Here is an 18,398-nt window from a genome sequence, read left to right on the forward strand (position 1 = left end):
GGATGAATGCGATCGTACAAGGCTTTCCTATTTTTTTGCTAATCTTTTGTCGAATTACAGCGTTTTTCGTCGTAGCGCCTGTCTTTTCTTCGCGAGGCGTGCCGAATGTATTTAAAATCGGGCTTGGCTTTTTCATTTCGTTTATCGTTTTTTTAACTTATGGAATGAATCAGACGATCGTCCCGGACGCGGAGTATGTGCTCGTCGTATTGCGGGAGATTTTGGTCGGAGTTCTGATGGGTTATGTGGTCTATTTGTTTTTTACAGTCGTGCAAACCGCTGGCGCCTTTATGGATTTGCAGGTTGGGTTTGCAATGGCAAACATAGTAGACCCTCATACGGGTACGTCAGCTCCATTGCTCGGCAATTTTAAGTACATGCTTATTATCGTCATTTTCCTATTGATGAACGGCCATCACTTCTTATTGACTGGTCTCATGGACAGCTACAAATGGATGCCACTGTCAAATGATTTATTTAGCAGATTGATGAGCGGAGGCGTGACCGACTTTTTGACGAGGTTGGTTGGCAATACGTTCTTGCTGGCAATTCAAGTTGCTGCACCGTTGATCGTTGCGATGTTTTTGACGGATGTCGGCTTAGGCTTCTTGACCAAAACAGCTCCTCAATTCAACGTGTTTGTTATCGGTATCCCGCTTAAGTTGATCATTGGCATGTTTTTGCTTATCTTGCTAATGCCAAGTCTTGCCGGCATATTCGAAAGATTGTTTTCCATCATGTTTGATGCTTTGGAGCAGTTATTCGGAATCGTGCAAGGACCGCCGCCTGAGGGACAATAGGAGGATGCTGCCCATGCGTAATTACCGTTTAAAGCTTGATCTTCAGCTTTTCAGTCAGGAGAAGACTGAAGAAGCAACTCCGAAGAAAAGAGATGAAGCTAGAAAGAAAGGTCAAATTGCTAGATCCTCTGACCTTCCTGGCTCATTAATCTTGATGTTTACCTTTATGGGCTTTATCATGCTCGGCGGTTTTTATAAAGAGCATATTATGATGCTGTTTGGAAATCTGTTTGAGGACTGGTTGTTGATGGAAGTGACGACTGGAAACGTGATGTCGCTTTTCACCGATATAACCATTCAATTGCTGCTCATTTTAATGCCGATATTTGCGATAACGGTCATTATCGGAATTTTAGGAAACATCATTCAGTTTGGTTTTTTGCTGACCGGCGAGCCTCTTCAAATGAAATTAAACAAGTTAAACCCAATTAACGGCTTTAAACAAATTTTTTCCGCAAAAACGATCGTTGAATTTCTGAAAAGCGTACTGAAGCTGCTTATTATAGGTGTTCTCGTATATATGGCCATTTCCAAAGAGTGGGACCGCATATTGGTATTAGCAAGCTTGCCTATTCAGCAGATCTTTAGCTTTACAGCCGGATTGACGGTTAGGTTAGGCATTGAAATTGGTGCGGTGCTTACCGTACTCGCATTCGCAGATTTTTTCTATCAACGTTATGAGCATAACAAGAGTCTCAGAATGTCCAAGCAAGATATTAAAGACGAATATAAGAAATCGGAGGGTGATCCGATCATCAAGGGCAAAATTCGTGAGCGTCAACGCAGAATGGCGCTGCAGCGAATGATGCAAGAGGTTCCTAAAGCGGATGTCATCATCACCAACCCTACACACTTTGCTATCGCATTAAAATATGATGCAACGAAGATGGAGGCGCCTAAGATTATTGCCAAAGGCATGGATCATGTCGCGCTTCGAATCAGGGAGATAGCCAAAGAGAACGGTGTTGTAACTATGGAAAATAAACCACTGGCCAGAGCGCTTTATGAACGTGCTGAGATAGGGGATGTTATTCCTCCAGACCTGTTCCAAGCTGTGGCTGAGGTGCTCGCATACGTATATAAGATGAAGGGCCGAGTAAAATCATCATAACACTACGGGAGGAGACGGCATCATGAAAGCAAAGGACTTTGTAGTACTATTTGGCGTAATTGGTATTGTGCTCATGATGATTATCCCGATCCCAGTCCTATTACTAGATATCCTAATTATTTTAAACATATCGATCGCATTGATGATTTTGCTAATCGCCATGAATACGAGGGAAGCGTTGGACTTCTCGATCTTTCCGGCCATTCTATTGATCACGACCCTATTTCGCCTAGCGCTAAACGTATCTACAACCAGAAACATTTTGTCGCATGCGGAAGCAGGGGAAGTTGTTGCCACATTCGGAAGCTGGGTTGGCGGAGGACAAATCGCAATCGGGTTTATCGTCTTCCTCATCCTCGTAGTCGTTCAGTTTATCGTAATTACGAAAGGTTCCGAGCGGGTAGCGGAAGTTGCAGCAAGATTTACGCTAGACGCGATGCCTGGTAAACAAATGAGTATCGACGCGGATCTGAACGCAGGGTTGATTAATGAGCAGCAAGCGAAAGACCGCCGGTCCAAAATCGAACGAGAAGCAGATTTCTACGGAGCGATGGATGGTGCCAGCAAATTCGTAAAAGGTGATGCGATAGCATCAATCATCATTCTAGTAATCAACTTGGTCGGCGGCTTCATCATCGGGATGGCTATCCATGATTTGAGCTTTGGCGAGTCGCTTTCAACTTTCTCTATCCTAACGATCGGTGATGGTCTAGTCAGTCAAATTCCTGCTTTGCTTATTTCAACGGCTGCTGGCTTGATCGTAACGAGAGCGGCATCCGACGGCAACTTGGCCGAGGATGTTACCTCGCAGCTGTTCAAATATCCAAAGCTATTATTTATCGCAGCTGGAACGATCGGTTTGCTAGGCTTGACGCCGATCGGACCGATTCGGACTTGGCCTTTCGCCATTATGCTCGCATTTGGCGGCTGGTATATGCAGAAGGCGATTAACAAGCAGCAGGAGCAAGAGGAAATGCTTGTTGAAGAGCAGCAGATTGAAGAGGTTCGCAGTCCTGAGAGTGTTATCAGCCTCCTGCAGGTTGATCCGATTGAATTCGAGTTTGGCTACGGGTTGATCCCGCTGGCGGATACACAGCAGGGCGGAGATTTGCTTGACCGCATTATTATGATTCGCAGGCAGTGCGCTCTGGAGCTGGGGCTTGTTGTGCCTGTCATTCGGATCAGGGATAACATCCAGCTGAAGCCTAATGAATATGTGATCAAAATTAAAGGCAATACCGTCGCTCGCGGCGATTTGCTGCTCAATCATTATTTGGCCATGAGCCCGGGTTTTGAAGACGATTCGGTTGTTGGGATTGAAACGACGGAGCCGGCCTTCGGCTTGCCGGCAATATGGATCGATGAGCAGATGAAGGAGCGCGCCGAGCTGTCAGGCTACACGGTCGTTGATCCGCCTTCTGTCGTTGCTACCCATTTAACGGAGATTGTAAAGCGCCATGCGCATGAGCTTATTGGACGCCAAGAAACGAAGCAGCTTGTGGAAAATGTCAAAGAATCCTACCCAGCTCTCGTTGATGAATTGATTCCTTCTATCCTTACGATCGGCGATGTACAGAAGGTACTAGCTAAGTTATTGCGTGAGAAGGTATCCATTCGTGATCTTGTAACGATCTTTGAAGCTTTGGCAGACCATGGAAACTATACGAAGGATCCCGATATTTTGACAGAGTATGTACGCCAATCCTTATCCAGACAAATTACACAGCAGTTTTCTTCCGGCGGCGATACGTTAAAGGTCATTACGGTTGGTCCGCAGCTTGAGAAAAAAATTGCAGAGTCCGTGCAGCAATCGGATCAAGGCAGCTATATCGCGCTCGATCCGGTGTCCACGCAGCAAATTTACCAGAAGCTAAATGAGCATGTTAATCGTCAAATCCAGTCCGGCCAACAGCCTGTCGTTCTAGCTTCGCCCACCATTCGGATGTATTTGAGACAAATTGTGGAGAGAACGATGCAAGATTTGCCCGTTCTTTCTTACAGTGAGCTTGAGCCGAACATCGAAGTTCAAAGCGTAGGGGTGGTGAACCTATGAGAGTAAAACGTTATGTCGTAAATGCGCTGCCTGAGGCTGTTTCGATGATTCGCAGCGAGCTTGGGAAAGACGCCGTTATTTTGAATACGAAGGAAATCAAGGTTGGCGGGTTTATGGGGATGTTCCGCAAGAAGAAGATGGAGGTTATTGCCGCTATCGAATCTAATCAAGCGAACGTCCCGACGCCTCAGCAGCGAACAGCTAACCCCCAAGTGGATGCGGCTGTTGAGCAGATTTTGCAGACGGCGCAGCGTACCGCTACTGCTGTAATGGAGCCGCCTGTACCGGCACCTGCGCCGGTGCCGGTGAAAGAATCAAATGATCGAAAAGAACGAGAACAGTTCATTATTGACGAGATACGCGATTTAAGGGAATACATGGTCAAGCTCTCAAAGCAGCAGCATAATCTTGCGGCTATGTCCGAGCCATTAATTCAGCTCAAGGTGCATTTGCTTGAACAGGAAATGGACCCGGCTTGGGTCGAGCGCCTTCTGCAAGGCATTGAAGAGAAACAGCATGAAGCTGAAGGCGAATTCAGCAAAGATCAGGTTTGGGAGCTTGCTGCAGCACAAATTGACGAGTGGCTGCGGCCTTATAGCGGCAGCGGAATTAGCAGCCATGTGCGAGTCGTTCATTTTGTAGGACCAACCGGCGTAGGAAAGACGACTACGATCGCGAAGCTGGCAGCGGAGCAAACGTTAAAAAAAGGCCGGAAGGTCGGCTTTATCACTTCGGACACGTACCGTATTGCGGCGGTGGACCAGCTTAGAACATATGCTACCATTTTGAATGTGCCGCTTGAGGTTGTTTTCTCGCAAATGGATCTAACTCGTGCCTTCAAGCAGCTTGAAGAGCAGGAATTGATTTATATGGATACAGCTGGCCGGAATTTCCGCAGCGAGCTTCACGTATCCGAAGTAAACAGCTTGCTCCAAACCACCGAGCCTAGCGAGACGGTGCTTGTGCTCAGCTTGACAGGCAAGACGCGTGATATGGCGGCGGTTGCGGACCATTTTAGCAAATATGGCGTTCGAAAAGTGTTGTTTACAAAATTAGATGAAACCTCGGTTTATGGAGCGATCTTCAATCTCATTATGAATTTTGAATTTCTGCCTACATACATGGCAAGCGGACAGACCGTACCCGATGATATCGAGTTGTTTCAAATCGATGTTTACATTAACAAGCTGCTCGGGAGCAATGGCCCATGATGGATCAAGCAGAAGCATTACGTAATTTAGTGAAGCAGCAAGAGCTTCAAGAAGAAGGCCGAACGACCCGCGTTGTAACAGTTACGAGCGGGAAGGGCGGCGTCGGCAAATCGAATTTCAGCCTTAACTTTGCTTTATCGCTTCAGCGGTTGGGCAAAAAAGTGCTCGTATTCGATGCTGATATCGGAATGGCGAATATTGATGTGCTTATGGGCATCTCGTCGACCTACAATTTATATCATTTGCTTAAGCAGGAAAAAACGATATGGGAAATCGTTCAGGAAGGTCCTGAAGGGCTTAACTTTATTGCAGGGGGCTCCGGCTTTCGCGACCTGATGGATTTATCGCAGGAGCAGCTTGACCGCTTTGAAATGGAGATCAGTAAGCTGCATGGGAAGTATGACGTTATTTTGTTTGATACGGGGGCAGGGCTTTCGAAGGAAACGGTCAAGTTTATTACGGCGGCTCAAGAAACGATCGTTGTCACAACGCCGGAGCCGACTTCGATTACGGATGCGTACGCATTGATTAAGATGGTTAAATCAATGGAAGTGGACGTTCATTTCAAATTAATCGTCAATCGCGCCGCCGATCCTCGCGAAGGAAAACAAACGGCAGAAAAAATTGCCATGGTAGCACAGCGATTTCTGCAATCCGAGCTGCCGCATCTCGGCATATTGCCAGATGACCCGAATGTGTCAAAGGCGGTAAAGCGCCAAATCCCGTTTACGGTGGCGTATCCGGGAAGCGAAGCGTCCGTAGCCATCGATCGGATTGCAAGGCGATTTCTAGAGATCCCACAGAGTTCTACAGCTAACGGCGGAGTCAAAGGATTTTTGCATAAAATGTTCAGACTCTCAAGATAATCCTTTGGAAGTGAGGAGGAAATGGAATGGCTCCTTATCGCATACTTGTTGTTGACGATTCCGGATTTATGCGGAAGATTATCAGTGACCTAATCATTCGGGACCCGCAATTTACGATCGTAGCTACTGCCAGAAATGGTCAAGAAGCGATTGAAGCGGTCCGCGAATGGAAGCCGGACGCCGTCACCTTGGATTTGGAAATGCCTCTAATGAACGGAATAGAAGCATTGCAAATCATTATGAAGGACAATCCGACACCGGTCATCATGCTCTCTGGAATAAGCGAAGATAACACGAGAGAGACGATTAAAGCATTGCAATTTGGCGCGTTCGACTTTATTCGAAAGCCTTCAAGCGCCATATCGAATGACATTCATCAGGTCGGCGAGTTTCTGCTTGAAAAATTGCGCATAGCCGTACTGACGAAGCGCTATCAGCCCATAATTACGATCAGCGAGAAACAGGAACCGGCCGTAAATGATTCTGAACAAGCAAAGCCAGTCATAGAGGCAGCAAGAAATAAGCCTTCACAACAAGAGGAGCCGATAGCAACGCCGCTGCCTACCCCTCTCAAGGATCGGAGCAACACGGTTATTCCGAAAACGGAGGAGAAGCAGCCGCTGAAGCAAGCGGCACCCCCTTTACATACAAAACAAAAAAACAAGCTTGAGGAAGCTGCGCCAAGCAAAGCTAAATCAACGATTGTTACGCGCAAAACCGTACTTAGAGAACCGCACCTTGAGGCTAAGCCGGTTCATGTAGAGCCACCCTCTACAAGAAAAGAAAAGGCTGGCAGTCCGATTGCAGCATTCAAACATATCGTAGCCATCGGCACTTCAACCGGAGGACCGAGAGCGCTTCATGAGGTTATTACTTCTTTGCCGGCTGACTTTCCGGCACCTGTGCTTATCGTGCAGCATATGCCTCCTAAATTTACGAAGTCGCTTGCTCAGCGGCTGGATAGCTTTAGTGAATTGCATGTCGTGGAAGCTGAACAGGGAGAGAGAGTAACGGCAGGGGTTGTCTATATTGCGCCTGGCGGCTTCCATATGGAGCTTGCAAAGGATGCAGCCGGTTATTCGATTTTGCTGACAGAGCAGCCGCAGCGCAATGGCCATCGTCCATCTGTCGATGTTTTATTTGAATCATTGGCAACGTTTCGCGAATTAAAGCGGCACGCTGTCATCATGACCGGAATGGGCAGCGATGGTGCAAAAGGGATGAAGCTGCTGCAAGGCTGCGGCATCGAAACAACGATCGCAGAAGCAGAAGAAACCTGCGTCGTTTACGGCATGCCAAGATCTGCGATTGAGGCTGGCTGCGTAGGTCATGTATTGCCTCTTCAACTCATTGCCTCGCAACTTGTAAAGGCAGTGCTGAAATAAATAGATAGCAAACGCTTAAACATACTAACAGGAGGTGCTAGGAAATGGATATGAATGCCTATTTATCGATGTTTATCGATGAATCTAATGATCACCTGCAGTCCCTGAATGAAAATTTGCTGCGGCTGGAAAGCGAGCCTGAGGAGCTTAGTATCGTTCAAAATATATTCCGCTCAGCTCATACGCTGAAAGGGATGTCAGCTACGATGGGCTTTGAGGATTTGGCGGCGCTGACTCATGAAATGGAGAACGTGCTGGACCTGGTTCGCAACAGCAAGCTAAAGATGGACAGCTTTATTTTTGACACCTTGTTCAAAGGGCTGGACGCTCTGGAAGCGATGGTTCAGGATATTGTTGGCGGAGGGACAGGCAAGGCAGATGTCACTTCAATCGTAGTGTCCTTGCAAATTATTTTGAAAAGCGATTATAGCGCAAGCAGTGCGGCTGCCGCTCCAACAGTGGCAGCAAATGCAGCAGGCGCTTCATCCTCAAGCGCATCAGGGGCGATGCTGCTTGATGAATTCCAATCCTCTATCTTGCTACAATCGATAGAGTCAGGGCACAGTGTCTATCACATCCAAATCGCGATTCGCGATAATTGCTTGCTGAAAGCCGTTCGTGCCTATATGGTATTTGATTTGCTAGAGCGCAACGGTGAAGTCATTAAATCCGATCCTCCTGCACAGGATATCGAGCAGGAAAAATTCGATTTCAGCTTCACTGTATTTACGATTTCACAATTGGGACAGGAAGATCTCCAAACACAGCTGCTAAACATATCCGAAATTGAGACTGCAATCGTGACGTTGCTTGATGCTGAGTCGCTAGCTGTACTTAGTCAATCTAACGCCGCAGCAGCCGTAGAGGTTGTTGAAGCAGCTCCAGTTACTCCAGCAGCGCCGGTTGTAAATGTAGAGGCAGCTGTTAAAACACAGGCACCGGCAGCGCAACCCGCAGCAGGAGCACCCGCAAATGTAGCAAGAACGATTCGTGTAGACATCGAGAGATTGGATACGCTGATGAACTTGTTCAGCGAGCTCCTCATCGACCGCGTTCGACTTGAGCAGCTTTCCAGCGAAATTAAGCGCAACGATCTGACGGAGACGGTCGAGCATATGACGCGTGTCAGCTCGGACTTGCAAAGCATCGTGCTGAAGCTGAGGATGGTTCCTGTCGACTCGGTATTCAACCGTTTCCCTCGCATGATCAGAGATTTAGCGAAATCGCTGGACAAAAAAATCGATCTAGTCATTACAGGAGCGGACACTGAGCTTGACCGTACAGTAATTGACGAAATTGGCGATCCGCTCGTTCACTTGCTTCGCAACTCCGTTGACCACGGCATTGAAACCGTAGAGGAGCGTATCGCAGCCGGCAAGCCGGAGACGGGTACGATTAACTTGCGTGCCTTCCATAGCGGAAACCATGTTTTCATCGAAGTGGAAGAGGATGGCCGCGGCATTCACCATGAGCGTGTTCTGAAGACTGCGATTAAAAATGGCGTTGTAACGGAAGAGCAAGCGAAGCTGCTGTCGCCGGACGAAATTAATATGCTTATTTTTGCAGCTGGCTTTAGTACTGCTGACAAAATTTCGGATATCTCTGGAAGAGGCGTCGGACTTGACGTCGTTCGTTCCAAAATTACATCATTAGGCGGAAACGTAACGATTGATTCTGCATTTGGCAGAGGCACTAAATTTTCCGTTCAACTGCCGCTCACCCTTTCTATTATTTCGGCGATGCTTATTAAGCTGGGCTCTGAAAAATACGCTATTCCATTATCCTCTATCGTAGAAACCGGCATCATTCGCAAGGAAAATATATTGCATGTCCACGGCAACAAAATGATTGAGTTCAGAAATTCGATCATTCCGCTAGTATCGCTTAGCAAAGTGCTCGATTCTCCTGACTTTGATGAAAATCAAGAGGAAGAAACCGAAATTGTTGTCGTTCGCAAAGGCGAGAAATGGGCTGCTGTAATGGTCGATGAGTTTATCGGCCAAAGTGAAATCGTCCTAAAATCGTTAGGCAAATATTTAACCAATATCGAAGCCATTTCAGGTGCAACGATACTTGGCGATGGTTACGTAGCATTGATTATTGATCCGAATGCACTAATTAAATAAGGGGGTTTTTACGATGGGAGAAGAATTAAAGGTTATCGTGTTCGCATTAGGCAACGAAGAGTACGGAATTGAAGTAGATAAGGTTCGCACGATCGAAAGATTATCTCCAATTACACGCGTCCCAAAAACAGCAACGTTTATTAAAGGGGTTATTAATCTGCGCGGCGTGGTCGTTCCCGTAATTGACCTGCGCGGCCGTTTTAACCTATCAGAGACGACTGCAACCGAAAATTCAAGAATTATCGTTGTAGCAGTAGCAGATCTCGAGGTTGGCTTTATCGTAGATTCCGCGAATGACGTTATTGATATCGATACCGACACGATTGATTTGCCGCCTGAAATTGTTGGAGGCATTAAAGCTAAATACTTAAGAGGCATTGCTAAGCTTGGTGAAGGTCGACTTCTCATCATGCTGAATTTGTCCGAGGTATTGAACAAGAGCGAAATCATTCAGTTAGAGCAGCTAGAGGTATAACGAGTGAGTTTATTCAATCGTTTAGAAGCGTTTGAGCTGGATGTATTAAAAGAAGTCGGCAATATCGGTGCAGGAAACGCTGCGACTGCGCTATCGCGCTTGTTGGACAAACCCGTTGATATGGCTGTTCCAAAAGTAAGCCTGCTGCCCTTTGAAGAAATCGCGGAGCGAGTTGGCGGTTCTGAACAAATCGTCATTGCCGTATTCCTTCGGGTGGAAGGCGAAGCGCCTGGCAATATGTTTTTCATTATAGAAGAAGCATCGGCTAAGCGGATTTTACGCCAGCTGCTGGCGATGAATATTGAAGAGCAGGAGAGCTATTCTGAGATGGAGCTGTCTGCGCTTTGCGAGATCGGCAACATTTTGGCAGGCTCATATCTATCCTCGCTTGCAGACTTTACCCATTTAACGATGGCCCCATCCGTTCCTGCCATAGCAGTTGATATGGCAGGAGCCGTACTAAGCTACGGTCTCATGCAATACGGAGAGATGGGAGACTCGGCCCTACTTATCGAAACGACGTTTTTGGAAGATTGTCAATCGCTAGAAGGACATTTTTTCCTTATACCTGACCCAGAGTCGTTTGAAAAAATATTTAGGGCTTTGGGAGTCGTTACCGAATGATACAACAAAACTTGGTCAAAGTAGGCATGGCTGATTTAAATATTGCAACAGATGGAGCGATACTCAAAACGACCGGCTTAGGATCATGTGTAGGTCTCACGTTGTATGACCCGATCCGAAAAATCGCCGGTATGGCACATGTGATGCTGCCGTCTTCAGAGATTGCCCGCGAGACCAAAATAAACTTGGCTAAATATGCCGATACCGCCATTCCCGAGCTGTTGGACCGAATGATAGCAGCCGGTGCTTACGTTGAGAGAATGAGAGCAAAGATGGCAGGCGGAGCACAAATGTTTGCTATGTCCGGACATACCGATTCATTAAGAATCGGTCCCCGCAACGTAGAATCCTGCACGGCGATGCTGCTAAGATTTAAAATTCCGATTATTTCGCAAGACACGGGTGGCAGCTTTGGACGCACGATAGAGTTTAATAGTGATAATGGAATGTTAAATATAAGAAGCGTGCAGTTTGGTACAAAGGAGATTTGATATGCTAGGAACATGGCGATGGAATGTCGTATTTGGAGTTTTCGGCACCGTGCTTACGGTAGCTTTCTCGATCGGAAACAATCCGATTTCTGTAATGCTGCTTAGAAGCATGTATGCTTTCATCGCTTTTTTTGTTCTTGCGTATGCAGTACGTGCAATATTGGCATACATTCTTCAGCCCCCTACTCTAGTAGGCGAGCAGATCGAGGACGATGAGAGCAAGGGCACACAGCTTGACATGCAAACCCCGGACGAGTCTGCGGACATTAACCAATTGTTAAAATCGCAGCTGATGGATGGCGCGGCGAACTCCTCTGCTGATGCACAATCTAATGAAGCAACTGGATTTCGACCGCTTACTCCACCTCAATTGTTATCTACTAAAAATACACAGCCTGAAGAATTGGTCAAAGCCATTCGTCACCTGACAGGAGAGTGAGTCGATGATTGAGCAGAAAACCCCTCATCTGACAAACTTGCAGATGTGGCAAGCATGGAGAGAACAGGGCGAGCTGGAAGCAAAGAAAAAGCTGATTGAGCAATATTTGCCGCTTGTTGATTATGTTACAAATCGTATGGCGATTGGTCTTCCGAAAAACGTCATTAAGGATGATTTGGCAAGCAACGGCGTTATGGGGCTTATCGATGCCATCGAAAAATTTGATTATTGCCGCGGCTTGCAATTCGAGACTTATGCTTCTTGGCGCATTCGCGGCGCTATTATTGATGGTTTGCGGCAAGGCGACTGGGTGCCTCGCTCCGTAAGGGAAAAAGCGAAGCGAGTGGAAGAAGCCTATCAGCATCTGGAGCAGCAGTATTTGCGCACCGTTACCGATGCTGAGATTAGCCGTTACCTGGATGTGTCGGAGAAAGAATTTACGAATATGCTTCAAGATATCGCAGTTACGACGATATGTTCGTTAGAGGATCCCATTCGAGAAGAGGAATCGGAGACCAGAATGTCATTGTTAGTAGATGACAAAGCAAAAAATCCAGATCACAAGGTACACGAGTTTTACTTAAAGGAATCGCTAGTTAAAGGAATTGAGCGTCTCACGGAAAAGGAACGCACCGTCGTTTCTCTGTTTTACTACGAGGAATTATCATTAAGTGAAATTGCTGAAGTAATGTCACTGTCACCTTCGAGAATTTCCCAGCTCCACTCGAAAGCTATTTTGCGATTGCGGGGAGCTTTGGCTAAGCATAAAGATCAACTCATGCAACATTAGGAAGGAGGGGAAAAGGTGGATAATCTACAATTAGACTCATACCTTAGCATCCAGATCTCAGCCGATAAACTATCTGCCTTCTTGACATTTAGTCGGATAACGGATGAGTTTGGATGCAGCGGCAATGATCTAGAACGTTATGCACGAAGCAAAGGGGTCGTCTTTGGCTTGCGGACTGAGGTTCTGAATCAAATTGGAACCAATCCGCTTGCGTACTATAAGGATCAGACTTTGATTGCGCAAGGCGTTTCGCCCGTACCGGGCAAGGATGGTTTCATACGTTTAGTTTATGACATGGAGAAAAGAAACAGCGCTCCTGCCGAGCTGGAAGACGGAAAGGTCGACTTCAAAGAAGTCGTCCAGCTAAAAAATGTTAAACGGGGTCAACTGATTGCAGAACGATTTGATCCACAGCCTGGACCATCCGGCCAAACGGTAACGGGAGAAGAGATTCCCTCTAAGCTTGGGAAGCATGTAAGATTTAAGGTCGGCAAAAATGTCGTGCTAAATGACGAGCAAACGGCTATGTACAGTGCGATTGACGGCCTTATTTCGCTGACGGAAAAAGAGAAAATTAATGTTTTCCCGGTGTATGAAGTGAACGGCGACGTTGACTACAGCGTTGGAAATATTGATTTTGTCGGCACTGTCGTTATCAGGGGCAACGTGCTCAGCGGCTTTCGCGTTAAGGCATCTGGCGATATCCGTGTAATCGGCGGCGTTGAAGGAGCAGAAATCGAATCAGATGGCTCTGTTGAAATTACAGGCGGCATCCTTGGCAGCAACAAAGGTTTCGTTAAGGCAGGGCATAATGTTCGCAGCTCCTTCATTCAAGAAGGCAATGTCATCGCCGGAGAAGAGGTGCTCGTATCCCAGAGCATCATGCACTCGCATGTAAAGGCTGGCAGAAATGTCATATGCTCCGGCGCCAAGGGATTGATCGTGGGCGGCATCGTGCAAGCGGGCGATTTGGTAAGCGCACGAACGGTCGGCAATTCCATGTCAACCGCAACAACGATTGAGGTAGGCGTTAAGCCGGAATATCGTACGGAGCTGCTTGAGCTTAGAGGACGGCTCAAACAGAATATGGAAAGCTTGGACAAGTCGGAGAAAGCATTGACCATTTTGGATCAGCTGGCGGCTACAGGCAACCTTTCGCCGGAGAAGATGGCGCTTCGCATTAAATTGACGGCAACGAAACGTCAAACGCTGCTCGAGAACGATCAAACGAAAAGCCGAATTCTTGCTATCGAGAAATCGCTTGAGGATACTGATCGTTCGAGAGTCGATGTCAGCAACATCGTGTTTGGCGGCACAAAAATTGTAATTGGCAGATACACCAAATTCGTCAAAGATTCTTCGCAGCGCGTTTCCTTCCGATATTCGGAGGGGGATATCGTCTTAGTTCCTTACACAAAGTAACGGCTGCAAATGAATTGCGCAAAGGGGGAAGCTGCAATGACTTTCAAATCAATGGATTTGCAAATGTCGGTTCCGCGCACGCAGGAATTTAGCGGCATGCATGGACAAGCGATTCATAAACCTGTAGCGGATCAAAATATGCTGGCTGCCCAGACTACGAAAGATACGGAGCTTGCCAGAGGGAAAAATTCGGCGGTAGAGCAAACGAACGGCCTTAACGTACGCAGCGAGAAAGATGGCCGGCAGGAAGATGCGAACCAGCAGGGCAGGCGTAAACGTTCAGAAATAGGTGCTGCGGAAAGCGAGCAGGAGCATCCTCCAACCCACCCCTTTAAAGGGCATAGGCTCGATATAAAGCTATAAGATTTAGGCGAACATTAGAAAGGCAGGCTATGAACGATGCAGCCATACTTGCAATATATTGTATTACTCGGAGCGGTTGTCATTGTTGGCGCCTTTGTAATGCCGAGAAAGAAGCAGGATCATTCGCTTCCTTCGCAATCGATGCAAAACATGGAAACGGCGCTGGAGCAGTTCATGGAGAACATGGAGAAGGATAATGAAGAGCTTGTTCAGTTGGTTAGAGATGCACAGCAAGAGACAAAGGTTGATGCGGAGCGTCAGGAGCAAAGGATTGCGGAGCTAGAGAGAAAGTGTGAGCAGCTTGCAGAGCAGCTGCAAATGGCGCGATCTGCTACCGCAACAATTACGCTTCAGACTGCTTCTCCTCAGCCTCTTTCGATTGATGCGGGCAAAAGCGAAGCAGCTTTTGCGAAGCTCCCAGAGCCAGTTGAAGAGGAAGCTCCACGCGCAAATACGATTCATTCCCGTTATGCGGAGCTTTTTTCACTTTATGAACAAGGCAAATCCATTGAAATGATCTCCAAGAAGCTTGGCATGAATAAGGGAGAGGTACAGCTCATTATTCAGCTCGCGAAGCAGGAGGAGGCCGCTCATGCTTAAAAACCGCTTATTTTTGATCGGTCTCGGTGCTGGCATCATTATAGGCGCATTATTATTCCAGCTCATGCTCTCAGGCGAGCAGAGCAGGCAAAAGCTAGGTCAAATGGGCACGGAGCCAAGCGGGAAGCTCTACACGCAAGTGGAGGTCGACGCATTACTTGAGGCTGAACGCGACTCGTTTAAGCTTGACCAAGAAGCGAAGGCGGGAACAAAGACGCAGGCGGAGCCTAAAACCGAGCCAGCCAAAGAAGAGCAGCCTGCTGCTACTATGGATGCTCCCTCTCCTACCGCGGAGCCCGTAAAGGAAGAAGCGGCAGTTAAGCATGTCATTCGGATCGAGGCGGGATCAAACTTAACCAAAACAGCAGAGCTGCTCGCCGCTAATCACATTATAGACAACAAAACGGCGTTTATTAGCCAGATGAAGAAATCAAAAAAACTGGTACGCGCCGGTTATTTTCTGTTTCAAGAGAAGATGACGGTAGCTGAAGCGATTGTAGTTGTAACGGGTGAGCCGATTACGAAAAAAGAAGCTGATGCGATTACTTCTAGCAAAAAAGCAGGTTAACCTATCTTTTCAGAATCATTGTTGCACGAGATATATATTTATGGTATATTAATTCACGGTGTTAAAAACGCACGCAGGTCAATTTTGCCAAACGGTGCTTCCGCCCGGCGGAAGTTTTGGTGAAAGATGCGACTAGCGGAGGAGCACTAAAAAAACCATTATAGGAGGTGTTGAAGAAATGGCGGTTATTTCCATGAAACAGCTACTAGAAGCTGGGGTACACTTCGGTCATCAGACTCGTCGTTGGAACCCGAAGATGGATCGTTATATCTTCACAGAAAGAAACGGGATTTACATTATCGATTTGCAAAAAACGGTTAAGAAAGTTGATGAAGCATACAACTTTGTTAAATCGATCGCTGCAGACGGCGGCACTATGCTGTTCGTAGGTACAAAAAAACAAGCACAAGATTCCGTGAAAGAAGAAGCAGAACGTTGCGGCAACTTCTACATCAACCAACGTTGGCTCGGCGGAACTTTGACTAACTTCCAAACGATTCAAAAACGTATCGACCGTTTGAAACAGCTTGAGAAGTGGGAAGAGGACGGCACTTTCGAAGTTCTTCCGAAGAAAGAAGTTATCATTCTTCGCAAAGAAAAAGACCGTTTGGAAAAATTCCTTGGCGGTATCAAAGGAATGAAAGGTTTGCCAAGCGCGTTGTTCATCATTGACCCACGCAAAGAGCGCATTGCTGTTGCAGAAGCTCGCAAACTTGGTATCCCAATCGTTGGTATCGTTGATACGAACTGTGATCCAGACGAAATCGACTACGTAATTCCAGGTAACGATGATGCAATTCGTGCCGTTAAGTTGTTGACGTCGAAAATGGCTGATGCAATCGTTGAAGCTAACCAAGGCGAACAAACAACGGCTTAATTTAGAGGCTTTAGTTAGTCAACAAAGGGTGGTCAGATGGTGATAAACCTCTCACTGCCCTTTTTTCGAATGTAAATGACTAGAACCAACAGTATATCATTACGGGGCTACATAGGCTTCGTATAATTTATAGGAGGGCTTACAATGGCAGTTAGTGCTAGCGCGGTAAAAGAACTACGGGAAAGAACTGGGGCAGGGATGCTCGATTGCAAGAAAGCTTTGGACGAAACAAACAACGATATCGAAAAAGCGATTGCGTTCCTTCGTGAAAAAGGTTTGGCAGCTGCAGCTAACAAAGCAGGCCGTATCGCAACTGAAGGCGTAGTTGAATCGTACATTCACGCTGGCGGCCGTATCGGCGTAATCGTTGAAGTTAACTGCGAAACAGACTTCGTTGCAAAAACGGATCAATTCCGTGAGTTTGCAAGAGACGTTGCTATGCAAATCGCAGCAGCTAACCCTAAATTTGTTAGCCGTGAAGAGGTTTCTTCCGAAGAGCTTGAAAAAGAGCGCGAAATTTTGAAAGCTCAAGCGCTTAACGAAGGCAAACCAGAAAAAATCGTTGAGAAAATGGTTGAAGGCCGTATCTCGAAGTACTACGAAGAGTTCTGTCTTCTTGAGCAATCGTTCATTAAAGACCCAGACAAAACGATCTCCACTTTGCTTAACGAAAAAATCAGCAAAATTGGTGAAAACATTTCCATCCGTCGCTTCGTTCGTTACGAGCTTGGTGAAGGCCTAGAGAAAAAAGTAGACAATTTCGTTGAAGAAGTAATGGCACAAGTTAAACATTAATCCGAACGCACAGGCGGGGCGGGGCGTCCGCCCCGCCTGCTTGTATGATTAGAACATATTTGAGGGACCTCATCTAATGAGGTGCATGATGGAGGTATTAACGTTGGAGCATCCTGTGTATAAACGTATCGTTCTGAAAGTTAGCGGTGAATCATTGTCTGGACAGGAAGGTTATGGCATTGAAGCAACTGTCATATCTTCGATTGCTGATCAGGTGAAAGAAGTTGTTGCACTTGGCATAGAAGTCGCTATTGTCGTCGGCGGCGGCAACATTTGGCGCGGTATTGCCGGTTCTGCAAAAGGGATCGACCGTGCAACTGCCGATTATATGGGTATGCTGGCTACTCTGATGAATTCACTCGCACTTCAAGATGCATTGGAACAAATCGATGTGCCAACTCGCGTACAAACATCAATCGCGATGCAGCAAATCGCTGAACCGTACATCAGACGTCGTGCCATTCGTCATTTGGAGAAGGGTCGCGTCGTCATTTTTGCTGCTGGAACAGGAAATCCGTTCTTCTCAACAGACACGACAGCGGCGCTGCGTGCAGCTGAGATTGAAGCAGAAGTGATACTAATGGCGAAAAATAAAGTGGATGGCGTATATTCTGCGGATCCATTTAAGGATAGCACGGCTGAGAAATTTGAGGAGCTTACATACCTCGACATGTTAAACCGCAATTTAGGTGTAATGGATTCAACTGCAGCCTCACTTTGCATGGACAATAATATTCCGCTTATCGTATTTGCAATTACGGAGAAAGGGAATATTAAACGCGTCGTACTGGGTGAGAAAATCGGAACGATAGTGAGAGGAAGTGCGAAATAATGCCACAAGAGCTGAAGAAAAACGCAGAAGAACGTATGGATAAAGCGATCTCCGCGCTTAAACGTGATTTGTCGTCTTTGCGCGCTGGCAAAGCGAACCCTTCTTTGCTGGACCGTATTCAAGTGGAATATTACGGAGCGATGACGCCTGTCAACCAACTGGCTAACATAAACACTCCTGACTCCCGCACGTTGTTTATTCAACCGTGGGACAAATCGTCGATTTCGGCGATTGAAAAAGCGATTATGAAATCCGATCTTGGCCTTACGCCTTCGAATGATGGCGTAGCGATTCGCATTTCGATTCCGCCGCTAACGGAGGAACGTCGTGCTGATCTGGTAAAAACTTCGAAAAAGTTTGGTGAAGAAGCGAAGGTAGCTATCCGCAACATTCGCCGCGACGCTAACGATGGCATTAAAAAACTTGAGAAAACGACGATCTCTGAAGACGAGTCGCGTGGACATCAAGAGGATATTCAAAAAGCAACTGACAAGTTTATTGCAGAAGTAGATAAAGTGCTGGTTGCTAAAGAAAAAGAAATTATGGAAGTATAATAATCTCTGGGCCCCT

Annotated in this window: 20 protein-coding genes; all 20 read left to right on the forward strand. The window is 46.8% G+C overall.

What is annotated here, in order from left to right; all coding sequences use genetic code 11:
* Window positions 1-2: 2 nt before the first annotated feature.
* Complete coding sequence (fliR, locus tag ADU23_RS22195; RefSeq protein ID WP_053375732.1) at window positions 3-800, forward strand: flagellar biosynthetic protein FliR; 798 nt, start codon at window positions 3-5, stop codon at window positions 798-800.
* A gap of 13 nt (window positions 801-813) precedes the next feature.
* Entirely contained in the window at window positions 814-1,911 is a 1,098-nt protein-coding gene (gene flhB / locus ADU23_RS22200; RefSeq protein ID WP_053375733.1) for a flagellar biosynthesis protein FlhB, read from the forward strand.
* 22 nt (window positions 1,912-1,933) lie between these two features.
* A complete protein-coding gene (gene flhA, locus ADU23_RS22205) occupies window positions 1,934-3,964 on the forward strand; it encodes a flagellar biosynthesis protein FlhA (protein WP_053375734.1) in 2,031 nt (676 codons plus the stop codon).
* Window positions 3,961-5,175 carry a flagellar biosynthesis protein FlhF gene (gene flhF / locus ADU23_RS22210; protein ID WP_053375735.1) on the forward strand — a complete coding sequence of 405 codons (1,215 nt, stop codon included), beginning with the start codon at window positions 3,961-3,963 and terminating at the stop codon, window positions 5,173-5,175. Before flhA ends, flhF begins: the two co-directional genes overlap by 4 nt.
* Window positions 5,172-6,041, forward strand: a complete 870-nt coding sequence (locus ADU23_RS22215; protein ID WP_053375736.1) for a MinD/ParA family protein — start codon at window positions 5,172-5,174, stop codon at window positions 6,039-6,041. Before flhF ends, ADU23_RS22215 begins: the two co-directional genes overlap by 4 nt.
* Window positions 6,042-6,067: 26 nt before the next feature.
* Entirely contained in the window at window positions 6,068-7,426 is a 1,359-nt protein-coding gene (locus ADU23_RS22220) for a protein-glutamate methylesterase/protein-glutamine glutaminase (RefSeq protein WP_053375737.1), read from the forward strand.
* Between the two features lie 44 nt (window positions 7,427-7,470).
* The gene (locus tag ADU23_RS22225; RefSeq protein ID WP_053375738.1) at window positions 7,471-9,552 is read left to right on the forward strand and encodes a chemotaxis protein CheA; all 2,082 of its coding nucleotides are present in this window, start codon (window positions 7,471-7,473) and stop codon (window positions 9,550-9,552) included.
* 13 nt (window positions 9,553-9,565) lie between these two features.
* The gene (locus ADU23_RS22230; RefSeq protein WP_053375739.1) at window positions 9,566-10,027 is read left to right on the forward strand and encodes a chemotaxis protein CheW; all 462 of its coding nucleotides are present in this window, start codon (window positions 9,566-9,568) and stop codon (window positions 10,025-10,027) included.
* 3 nt (window positions 10,028-10,030) lie between these two features.
* Window positions 10,031-10,651 carry a chemotaxis protein CheC gene (locus tag ADU23_RS22235; protein ID WP_053375740.1) on the forward strand — a complete coding sequence of 207 codons (621 nt, stop codon included), beginning with the start codon at window positions 10,031-10,033 and terminating at the stop codon, window positions 10,649-10,651.
* Entirely contained in the window at window positions 10,648-11,142 is a 495-nt protein-coding gene (locus ADU23_RS22240; RefSeq protein WP_053375741.1) for a chemotaxis protein CheD, read from the forward strand. Before ADU23_RS22235 ends, ADU23_RS22240 begins: the two co-directional genes overlap by 4 nt.
* Before the next feature lies 1 nt (window position 11,143).
* Entirely contained in the window at window positions 11,144-11,581 is a 438-nt protein-coding gene (locus ADU23_RS22245) for a hypothetical protein (RefSeq protein ID WP_053375742.1), read from the forward strand.
* 4 nt (window positions 11,582-11,585) lie between these two features.
* Window positions 11,586-12,371: a FliA/WhiG family RNA polymerase sigma factor gene (locus ADU23_RS22250; RefSeq protein WP_053375743.1), complete on the forward strand. Its 786-nt coding sequence runs from the start codon at window positions 11,586-11,588 to the stop codon at window positions 12,369-12,371.
* A gap of 15 nt (window positions 12,372-12,386) precedes the next feature.
* On the forward strand, window positions 12,387-13,793 hold the full coding sequence (locus tag ADU23_RS22255; protein ID WP_053375744.1) for a DUF342 domain-containing protein: 1,407 nt from the start codon (window positions 12,387-12,389) through the stop codon (window positions 13,791-13,793).
* Between the two features lie 36 nt (window positions 13,794-13,829).
* Window positions 13,830-14,156 carry a hypothetical protein gene (locus ADU23_RS22260; protein ID WP_053375745.1) on the forward strand — a complete coding sequence of 109 codons (327 nt, stop codon included), beginning with the start codon at window positions 13,830-13,832 and terminating at the stop codon, window positions 14,154-14,156.
* Between the two features lie 36 nt (window positions 14,157-14,192).
* Entirely contained in the window at window positions 14,193-14,756 is a 564-nt protein-coding gene (locus ADU23_RS22265) for a DUF6115 domain-containing protein (protein ID WP_053375746.1), read from the forward strand.
* Complete coding sequence (locus ADU23_RS22270; protein ID WP_053375747.1) at window positions 14,749-15,324, forward strand: hypothetical protein; 576 nt, start codon at window positions 14,749-14,751, stop codon at window positions 15,322-15,324. The genes ADU23_RS22265 and ADU23_RS22270 overlap by 8 nt, the downstream gene beginning before the upstream one ends.
* A gap of 178 nt (window positions 15,325-15,502) precedes the next feature.
* Window positions 15,503-16,201 carry a 30S ribosomal protein S2 gene (gene rpsB / locus ADU23_RS22275; RefSeq protein WP_053375748.1) on the forward strand — a complete coding sequence of 233 codons (699 nt, stop codon included), beginning with the start codon at window positions 15,503-15,505 and terminating at the stop codon, window positions 16,199-16,201.
* Window positions 16,202-16,345: 144 nt separating this feature from the next.
* Window positions 16,346-16,996 (forward strand): translation elongation factor Ts, encoded by a 651-nt coding sequence (gene tsf / locus ADU23_RS22280; RefSeq protein ID WP_053375749.1) that lies wholly within the window; start codon window positions 16,346-16,348, stop codon window positions 16,994-16,996.
* Between the two features lie 103 nt (window positions 16,997-17,099).
* Window positions 17,100-17,828 carry a UMP kinase gene (gene pyrH, locus ADU23_RS22285; RefSeq protein ID WP_053377774.1) on the forward strand — a complete coding sequence of 243 codons (729 nt, stop codon included), beginning with the start codon at window positions 17,100-17,102 and terminating at the stop codon, window positions 17,826-17,828.
* Window positions 17,828-18,382 (forward strand): ribosome recycling factor, encoded by a 555-nt coding sequence (frr, locus tag ADU23_RS22290; protein WP_053375750.1) that lies wholly within the window; start codon window positions 17,828-17,830, stop codon window positions 18,380-18,382. The genes pyrH and frr overlap by 1 nt, the downstream gene beginning before the upstream one ends.
* Window positions 18,383-18,398: the final 16 nt, after the last annotated feature.

The organism is Paenibacillus sp. FJAT-27812 (assembly GCF_001273905.1).
GTDB lineage: Bacteria > Bacillota > Bacilli > Paenibacillales > Paenibacillaceae > Pristimantibacillus.

Bases quoted from the DNA above. Each gene is read 5' to 3' on its own strand.
- fliR (WP_053375732.1), top strand. From the start codon at position 3: ATGAATGCGATCGTACAAGGCTTTCCTATTTTTTTGCTAATCTTTTGT.
- flhB (WP_053375733.1), top strand. From the start codon at position 814: ATGCGTAATTACCGTTTAAAGCTTGATCTTCAGCTTTTCAGTCAGGAG.
- flhA (WP_053375734.1), top strand. From the start codon at position 1,934: ATGAAAGCAAAGGACTTTGTAGTACTATTTGGCGTAATTGGTATTGTG.
- flhF (WP_053375735.1), top strand. From the start codon at position 3,961: ATGAGAGTAAAACGTTATGTCGTAAATGCGCTGCCTGAGGCTGTTTCG.
- ADU23_RS22215 (WP_053375736.1), top strand. From the start codon at position 5,172: ATGATGGATCAAGCAGAAGCATTACGTAATTTAGTGAAGCAGCAAGAG.
- ADU23_RS22220 (WP_053375737.1), top strand. From the start codon at position 6,068: ATGGCTCCTTATCGCATACTTGTTGTTGACGATTCCGGATTTATGCGG.
- ADU23_RS22225 (WP_053375738.1), top strand. From the start codon at position 7,471: ATGGATATGAATGCCTATTTATCGATGTTTATCGATGAATCTAATGAT.
- ADU23_RS22230 (WP_053375739.1), top strand. From the start codon at position 9,566: ATGGGAGAAGAATTAAAGGTTATCGTGTTCGCATTAGGCAACGAAGAG.
- ADU23_RS22240 (WP_053375741.1), top strand. From the start codon at position 10,648: ATGATACAACAAAACTTGGTCAAAGTAGGCATGGCTGATTTAAATATT.
- ADU23_RS22245 (WP_053375742.1), top strand. From the start codon at position 11,144: ATGCTAGGAACATGGCGATGGAATGTCGTATTTGGAGTTTTCGGCACC.
- ADU23_RS22250 (WP_053375743.1), top strand. From the start codon at position 11,586: ATGATTGAGCAGAAAACCCCTCATCTGACAAACTTGCAGATGTGGCAA.
- ADU23_RS22260 (WP_053375745.1), top strand. From the start codon at position 13,830: ATGACTTTCAAATCAATGGATTTGCAAATGTCGGTTCCGCGCACGCAG.
- ADU23_RS22265 (WP_053375746.1), top strand. From the start codon at position 14,193: ATGCAGCCATACTTGCAATATATTGTATTACTCGGAGCGGTTGTCATT.
- ADU23_RS22270 (WP_053375747.1), top strand. From the start codon at position 14,749: ATGCTTAAAAACCGCTTATTTTTGATCGGTCTCGGTGCTGGCATCATT.
- rpsB (WP_053375748.1), top strand. From the start codon at position 15,503: ATGGCGGTTATTTCCATGAAACAGCTACTAGAAGCTGGGGTACACTTC.
- tsf (WP_053375749.1), top strand. From the start codon at position 16,346: ATGGCAGTTAGTGCTAGCGCGGTAAAAGAACTACGGGAAAGAACTGGG.
- frr (WP_053375750.1), top strand. From the start codon at position 17,828: ATGCCACAAGAGCTGAAGAAAAACGCAGAAGAACGTATGGATAAAGCG.